This is a genomic window from Allobosea sp. P1_A7 (genome assembly GCF_056406775.1).
On record NZ_JBFTZN010000265.1, the window covers coordinates 1 to 7934 of the forward strand.

The 7934-nt window shown below is 63.6% G+C and carries 8 protein-coding genes and 1 pseudogene; 1 reads left to right on the forward strand and 8 read right to left on the reverse strand.

Annotation, left to right across the window (positions count from 1 at the left end; translation table 11 throughout):
• From AC1D34_RS30305 to AC1D34_RS30340, 8 genes and pseudogenes are all read right to left on the reverse strand, one after another.
• On the reverse strand, positions 1-338 hold a 338-nt coding region (locus AC1D34_RS30305), incomplete at its 3' end, for a DUF6157 family protein (RefSeq protein ID WP_476826209.1).
• Between the two features lie 380 nt (positions 339-718).
• Positions 719-1273 (reverse strand): methylated-DNA--[protein]-cysteine S-methyltransferase, encoded by a 555-nt coding sequence (locus AC1D34_RS30310; RefSeq protein ID WP_476826210.1) that lies wholly within the window; start codon positions 1271-1273, stop codon positions 719-721.
• A gap of 333 nt (positions 1274-1606) precedes the next feature.
• Entirely contained in the window at positions 1607-1858 is a 252-nt protein-coding gene (locus AC1D34_RS30315; RefSeq protein WP_476826211.1) for a hypothetical protein, read from the reverse strand.
• A gap of 152 nt (positions 1859-2010) precedes the next feature.
• Positions 2011-2648, reverse strand: a pseudogene (gene alkB / locus AC1D34_RS30320) (DNA oxidative demethylase AlkB).
• A 7-nt stretch (positions 2649-2655) separates the two neighbouring features.
• Positions 2656-3297: a DNA-3-methyladenine glycosylase family protein gene (locus tag AC1D34_RS30325; protein ID WP_476826212.1), complete on the reverse strand. Its 642-nt coding sequence runs from the start codon at positions 3295-3297 to the stop codon at positions 2656-2658.
• A 43-nt stretch (positions 3298-3340) separates the two neighbouring features.
• Entirely contained in the window at positions 3341-4450 is a 1110-nt protein-coding gene (ada, locus tag AC1D34_RS30330) for a bifunctional DNA-binding transcriptional regulator/O6-methylguanine-DNA methyltransferase Ada (RefSeq protein ID WP_476826216.1), read from the reverse strand.
• A gap of 251 nt (positions 4451-4701) precedes the next feature.
• Entirely contained in the window at positions 4702-5157 is a 456-nt protein-coding gene (locus AC1D34_RS30335) for an ester cyclase (RefSeq protein ID WP_476826213.1), read from the reverse strand.
• Positions 5158-5360: 203 nt separating this feature from the next.
• A complete protein-coding gene (locus AC1D34_RS30340; RefSeq protein ID WP_476826214.1) occupies positions 5361-5663 on the reverse strand; it encodes a hypothetical protein in 303 nt (100 codons plus the stop codon).
• 41 nt (positions 5664-5704) lie between these two features.
• Between AC1D34_RS30340 and AC1D34_RS30345 the strand changes: the two genes are divergently transcribed.
• Positions 5705-7555, forward strand: coding sequence for an ABC transporter ATP-binding protein (locus AC1D34_RS30345; RefSeq protein WP_476826215.1), 1851 nt, complete (start codon positions 5705-5707; stop codon positions 7553-7555).
• The last annotated feature ends 379 nt before the right edge of the window (positions 7556-7934 follow it).

The following is a 7934-nucleotide window of genomic DNA, read 5'->3' on the forward strand; positions in this document are numbered from 1 at the left end:
GCCAACAGGCGTGCGTATTCATCGCTCTCCACCGGCACGAGCGCCACGCGCGCCTCGGCATCATGATGCAGTCCGAAACCGTATTGCTTCACCAGTGGCGAGGCGCGCAAACAGGCTTGCGGCTTGTCGAATAGCCGCGCCGCAGCATCCGCTCCTTTGCGCGCTTGCTCGACCGCCCGCAGAAGTTCGTCTGAAGTCAGTTGATAGGGCCGCGCTGCCAGCATCTCGTATTGCATCCCAGCGACTGTGCCTGGCTTTGCCGGAGGCGCGCTCAGCAGGGCCGCGCAATCCGCCGCCACGGTGATCAGCGTGGTGCGGTAGTTAGTGGAATGGCTCATCGAAGCTCTCTGGGCAGGCGAAACGTCTGCGCAGACTGTTTCACAGTCACGCTTTCCCGTCATGGGGCAGATCGGCATAGCGCTGCCGCGGCTGCTTTGGTCCGCCTGTCGCCGTTCAGTCCCCTTTCGGCCATCCGCCCTCGACCTTCGGAACGTCTGCTAACGGGTAGCCTGCCACCACGCCAGCCGCCCAGGAGGATGCGCCAGAGAGGCGGCTCAGCAACCCGACCCTTACGATCATCCATCTCAGGCACGCATAGCGTTTAGTGATTTTCTGAACGAATAGTCTGGGGGGCCGCAATCGTGGGGGGCATAGGCGGCGACCCGTGCCTGCGCGGAATAGCCCGCGGAGGCAAAGGACAGCGCGACAACCCCAGCATTCATGCCATGGCTTCCTTCTGGATGAGAACGCGCTTGCGCTCGAGACCCCAGCGATAGCCTGCCAGATCGCCGTTGCTCCGCACGACGCGGTGACAGGGAATGGCCAGCGCGATCGGATTGGCGGCGCAGGCCTTAGCGACAGCCCGCGGATGGGCGTACGGGCTGATCACCTGCGACAATTCGCGATAGCTCACCGTCCGACCGACCGAGATCGCCCTCAGCTTCTCCCAGACGCGACGCTGGAACGGCGTCCCACGCATATCGAGGGCGAGGTGCAGCCCTTCGACGGGGTTTTCGATATAGCGACGAACCCTGGTCATATCGTCCTGGACCGCGGCTTCGCTGGCGATGAGCATGGCCCGCGGGAAACGGTCGGCAAGATCCGCGGCCAGTTCGTCGGCGGTGTCGCCGATCAGGATGGCGCAGACCCCTTTCGCGCTGCGAGCGATCAGCACCTTGCCGAGTTCGGTGTCGGCGGTGGCATGAAGAAGAATATCGGCGGGTCCGGCTTCGGACAAAGCCGGTGACCTGTCTTTGATGATCGTGAGGTTCATAACCGTAGCTCCTTGCTCAGTCCCCATGATCAAAATTACTTTTGGCCGCGGCCTCCAGAACTCCGGTCCTTGCTTTCAAATCGACAAATGAACTGGTGATGTCTTCCGGAGGTAATCGCATGAGCGCTTCTGCCCAAGCGATGATCTTCAGGAAGCGGTGGCATGACGCCGCGGATGACTCCGCTGCTCGTTTGGCGCGCTGGCGCCTTCAGGCGCGCGATCGCCGCAACGGCTGCTTCACTTGCATGATGGAGGAAGAGGGCGAGCGGCGTGCTGCGCCTGGCTACGGGATGCTAACAGGGTCTCGCACCGGGCGTCCGCGGACGCAGCGGGTCAGGCAAGTCTGAGAATCGTGGTCTCGGCCAGAAGATAGGTTTCCCCGGAGGGGAAGCGGACCTCGATCTCCCCGGTTTCGAGCAGCTCCCACACTGCGAAACCGCCGGCCACGAGTTGGCCGATATGGCTCATGACAAGCGCCTTGTCCGGGTTGTCCTTCGCAAGCGCGACGAGCGCGCCAATCGCGTCCTCCGTCCCAGGGAGTCTGCGCCGGCTCGCCCTGGCGTTGAAATCGCCGCTCGAAAACATCGCGAAAACGTCCTCGTATCGGTCGCCGAGCGAGCCGGGCTGCAGCAACCTGACGGCTACAGATCGACCCGTCGAATGATCATCCAGTGGCTCACTAGGCTATCCCGACATCACGCCGATCATGGCCGGCAACACGAAAATCCAAGATCGCGCTACAACGCCCCGCGGAACGTCAGATTGATACGCATGCGCCCGACGGTTCCGTGGACGCCATCCTTCAGCTCGGGAACGCCGTGATAGAACAGGCGCGATGGTCCGCCCCACACGGCGACATCGCCGTGTCGAAGCGCATATCTCTTCACCGGGTCATTCCGCTTCGGGCCGCCGAACTGGAATGTCGCGGGCAAGCCGAGCGAGACCGAGACGATCGGATTGGCGAAATCGCGCTCGTTCCTGTCTGATGGAGTGAAAGCCGGGCGCCTGGCTCGTAGCGATTGATCAGGCAGGCATCTGGTCGAAAATCAGGATAGCCGGCGCGTGCGGCGGCCGTGATCGCGAGCTCGAGCAAGCAATCGGGCATGGGTGGCCACGGGCGCCCGGTCTCGGGATCGTTGCGATCATAGCGATAGCCGGTCCGATCCGTGACCCATCCGGCCGCCCCGCAATTGGTCATGGCCACGGACATGACGAAGCCTCCCGGCGTGACCATGTGCCGGAAAGGGGCCTGTTCGGTGATATCAGCCAGGGCGCTGAGCAGATCCGCCTCGAAGGGCAGCGCGGCGCCACGCAGCAGCACCGCACCATCGGCCATGATTTCGGTCGATTGCTCCGTTTCAAACAAATCGAGCATGTCGGGCCTAWTTCAACGTGTTTCCGCGCTCGCGCGGCATTCGCCAGAGATACCAGGAGGCGACCGTGCGATGGGGCGCCCAGGCCTTGGAGATCTCGCGCAACGCCTTGGGCTTGGGCTGCTCATCAAGCGATTTCAGCGCGCGGTAGCCTTCGCGAACGCCGAAATCGTCGGCCGGAATGATGTCCATGCGCTCCAGCGAGTACATCAGCAGCATCTCGACCGTCCAACGGCCGATGCCTTTGATGGCAACCATGCGGGCGATGAGATCCTCGTCGTCCATCTGGATTGCGATAGCGCGCGTCGGGATCACGCCCGTCGTCGCGCCTTCCGCAATGGCCTTGATGGTTGCGATCTTGCTGGCGGAGAAGCCGCAGGCTCGCAGTGCATCGAATTCCGCCGCGATGAGATCCTCAGGGTTCGGAAAGGCCTGGCCATCAAAGAGCGCCTTGAGGCGGCCGATGATCGCGTCCCCGGCTTTGGCCGTCAGCTGCTGATAGGCGATGGCGCGCACCAGCGCTTCATAGGGCTCGCGGGCGGCCTTGGGATCGTGCCGGCATGGGCCAACCCGGACAATCAGTCTGGCCCAGTCCTCGTCGAGCTTCGTCAGGAAGGCGACAGAGTCATCGTAGCGCGCAAAGAGATTCATCGAAGACCAATCTTGTCAGGGCATTCGGCGGGTGGCCGCAGGCTTACGCCGTCCGGGCAGCTTCGCGATCGAGAAGGGTTCGCTTGCGCTCGACACCCCAGGCATAGCCCGAGAGCGCTCCGTCATTGCGCACAACACGATGGCAGGGGATCGCGACAGCCAGGGTGTTCGCTGCGCATGCGCCAGCCACGGCGCGCACCGAATTCGGTGATCCGATGCGGCGAGCGATCTCTGAATAGGAGACCCTCGCTCCGACCGGAATCTCCTGCAGGGCCCGCCAGACGCGACGCTGGAATGCGGTACCGCGGACATCGAGCGGAAGATCGAGACCGAGGCCGGGATTCTCGACGAACCCGACGACGCGAGAGATCAACGCCTCGTATTCGCGATCCGCACCGATCAGGCGGGCCCTGGGGAACCTGTCCTGGAGATCCCGGAGGAGTTCATCGGGATCGTCGCCGAGCAGGATCGAGGCGACGCCCTTCTTGCTCGACGCGACCAGAAGCGCCCCAAGCGATGTCTGCCCGATGGCGAACCTGATCTCCTCATTTGCTCCGCCGGCGCGAAATCGCGACGGGGTCATGCCGAGCATCCCGGTCGACTTCTCGTAGAAGCGGCCGCTTGAATTGAAGCCCGCGTCATAGATTGCCTCGGTCACGCTATGGCCTGCGCGGAGACCCTCGCGGACCTTCCTGGAGCGATCTGCCGCAGCATAATCCTTCGGGGTGAGGCCGGTCGTCGCCTTGAAGAGGCGGTGGAAATAACCGGGACTGCGCCCAACCGCCAGGGAAAGTGCCTCCAGCGACGGTTCCTCCTCGCTGTCCTCGATGATCCGACACGCCTTGGCGACCAGGGTTGCGTTCCCGGCCTCTGCCGAAACGCCGTCGGGGTTGCAGCGCTTGCAGGGGCGAAATCCCGTCGCTCGAGCGCGCTCCAGCGTCTCGTGAAGCGTGACATTGTTCGGATTGGCCGTCCGCGATGGGCAAGACGGGCGGCAATACACCCCTGTCGTCGAGACGCTGTACCAGAGCTGCCCGTCAGCGGCCTTGTCGCGAGCGACGATGCGCGCCCAACGCGGGTCGTCCGCGACCGAGCGGGGAAATGCGCTTTGCCTGGCGCTGTGCCTGGGCGTGAGCTTTGCGAAGATGGTCATTGTTGTCATCTCGGAACATCCTGGCCCGACCGTGCTCCCGATCGACCTTCGCGACACTCCGATCCTTGCTTTCAAATCGGATGTCTCCCACCCGATTTCTGCAATGGATGCGCCGCGCCCATCCGAGATCGCCAAGAAAGCCGCGAGCGGTCCAAGCCCAGCACAGAGAGGCCCACGCAAAAATACGCAGGCCTCCCGGTGGGTGTTGCCGATGACATGCCGTGCCGCTCGCAGGCTCGGCATGATCGGGTTCAGGCAGCCGTGACGAGGCCAAGCTGCGTCATGGCGGTGAGCCCGTCGTCCAGGCCGATCTCCTCGACGATCTTGCCGTCCACCACCTTCAGGACCGTCGTGCCGGTGAAATGCATCTTGCGGCCGGTGGCGGCGGGAAGGGCCTCATAGCCGACCAGGAAGTCGGCGAAGGCCGCTCCCGTATGCGTGCCGCCGCCTTCCCACTGGCCGACGACATAGTCGCCCTCGGCGATCAGGTCGGCGGTGCCCCAGAAGTTGAGGTCCGGAAACGCCGCCCGGAAGTCGGTCATGAAGGCCTTGATGTCGGCGCGGCCGCGGCGCGGTTCGTGCAGCGAATACTTCAGGAGCATATCGGGCGCCGCGATCTCATCGATCACAGCAAGATTGACGTCCTTGCCCCAGAATTCGGTGAACCAACGGCCGACGACGGCCTTGTTGTCATCTGCTTTGCTCATTGAAAAACATCCTTCCATCAGCGTTCTTTCGGCCAGCGATGTCGCTCGTCGACCTGAGCAAAGGGATACGGGGGGCGGATCGGGACAAAACTCCGATTCATGACGTCGAATCGAAACAACGGAATGAGCCGCGTTCGAAGCCTCGCTGGCCGCGGCCATTGCGCGATGAGGTCACGCCCCCGAGGGCGCCGGGCAGGCAAAGTTCACGCCGGGCGCGCGCAATGCCCGGCCGGGTCGCCGGAGGGCCTGATTTCCCATTCGATCGCATGAAACGGAGTGCGGGCGGGGGCGGCTGACACGATCACGGCGAGCGGGTCGATCCGCAGTTCGTCTACAAGATCCAGCGCATCGATCATGGCCAGGTCGAGGGGGAGGCGGGTCTTTGCCTCCCGGATCAAGGCGACGTTGCGGTGAGAGTCGCGCAAGCCATGTCCCGCTTCATCGCCAGACCGCATCCGCTGTAGCGAGACTGGCTTGGCAGATCCGAGCGCTTTGACGGCGACCATTCGAGGTTGCAAGGTCGGCGCCGCAGCAATCATAAGGAACGATGTTCAGCTTCTTCGATTCACTTGTTGATTCGACAGCATCGCCTCCAAGCGAGCCTCCCAGCGGACTGCGAACGTTCTATTGGCACTTCGTCCGCCAGGCGAAGGGCCTGTTCGCAGCGCTGTTCGTGGTCGGCTTTGTGCTCGCCGTCCTTGAGGCCGTGGTGCCTTATCTGATCGGGCGCCTCGTCTCGATCCTGTCATCGGTCCCGCGCGAGCGCGTTTTCGACGCTGCCGGCCAGCTTCTTCTGGTCATGGCGGCGATCGTGCTCGTCGTCCGGCCGCTGGGCACGATCCTGTTTCGCCTGCTCGTGAACCACTCGATTGCCGTCTCTTTCACGACGCTGGTTCACTGGCAGAATTACTGGCACGTCGTGCGCCAGCCGCTCTCTTTCTTTCATGACGACTTCGCCGGGCGGTTGGCCAGCCGGGTCATGCAGACGGCCCGGCCGCTGCGAGAGAGTATCGTCTCCTTCGTGCGCGCGGTCTGGCAGATCCTGGTTTTCGGCGCGACCGCGATCGGTCTTCTCGGCACGCAGGACATTCGCCTCGCCGCGCCGATGTTGGTCTGGTTTCTGCTCTACGGTGCACTCCTCGCCTACACGTTGCCGAAGGTGCAGGTCCGGTCGCGCGAGACTTCGGAGACGCGCTCCGCCATCGCCGGCAAGGTCGTCGACACGTTCACCAACATCATGACGGTCAAGCTGTTCGGGCGCCGGACCGATGATGACACCTATGTGCGCGACGGCTTCCTGCGCTTCCAGGCTGCTTTCGCCCGCCAGCAACGGCTCAATACCGTCTATGTCTTCTGCCTGGTCTGCCTCAACGCGATCCTGCTGGTGACGACCGGCGGGATCGGCGTCTGGCTTTTCTCCGAGGGCCGGGTCGACGCGGGCACGTTGACGACCGCCCTTCTTCTGACAACCCAGATCATCGCCATGTCGGGCTGGGTGGCGTTCGAAATTGCGGGCATTTTCGAGAATATCGGCATCGTGCAGGAGGGAATGAAGACGATCGCGCAGCCGCTGAGCCAGCGCGACAAACCGGACGCGCGTCCGCTCGAGGCTCCCCATGGAGAGATCCGTTTCGAGGATCTGCATTTTCACTACATGAAGCCGCACCGCGTGGTGGAGGGGCTATCCTTGACCGTTGGCGCCGGCGAAAAGGTCGGTCTGGTCGGGCGCTCGGGCGCGGGCAAGTCCACGCTCGTCAATCTGCTGCTCCGCTTCTATGAGCCGCAATCGGGCCGAATTCTGATCGACGGCCAGGATATCGCCTGCGTCACCGAGGAGTCGCTGCGCGCACGGATCGCGCTGGTGGCTCAGGATTCGTCGCTGTTGCATCGCTCGATCGGCGAGAACATCCTTTACGCCCGCCAGGATGCCGATGAGTGGATGATGCGTGACGCGGCCCGGAAGGCGCAGGCGGACGGCTTCATCGAGACGCTGGTGGACGGCAAGGGGCGCCATGGATACGAGGCCTTCGTCGGCGAGCGCGGCGTCAAGCTCTCCGGCGGGCAGCGCCAGCGCATCGCGATCGCGCGGGTGATCCTGAAGGACGCCCCGATTCTCCTGCTTGACGAGGCGACGTCATCGCTCGACTCGCAGGTCGAGGCCGCGATCCAGGATGCGCTCGCGGATCTGATGCGCGGGAAGACCGTCATCGCGATCGCGCATCGCCTCTCGACGCTGCAACTCATGGACCGCCTTGTGGTCATGGATGGCGGGCGCATTGCCGAGCAGGGCTCCCATGCGGAATTGCTCGATCGCGGCGGGCTCTACGCCGACCTCTGGGCGCATCAATCGGGAGGCTTCATCGTGCCGCCACGCCCGCAGGGTTCTCGGACGCCGTAAGGTCGTCGAGCACACTCATTCGGCKGCTCTCGTCATCGAGGCAGCGAGGCCGATTGCGAGCTCAAGGCCGCCGATGATGCGCCCCCGTCGTTCCCACCGCGCTGGAACCGCAGCAGATCGCGAACCCGTCTGCCTCCCCGAAGGCATGGTTCAACCTCATCAATGTCGTGCCGGCATTGGCCGGCCGTGATATCCTGGATTATTCGATCGGACATCGCATCCGATCCGATGATCTCATCTTTTGTGCTTGCATCGGCTCTGCCCCGAAGACCGCAATCCACATTTCGGGCCGATGCTTCAGTGTTGCGCCACCAGTCCATCCTCGGCCTCTCGGGAGAGCACCATGGACGACACGCCCMACGCCGCATCGACCCTTGCG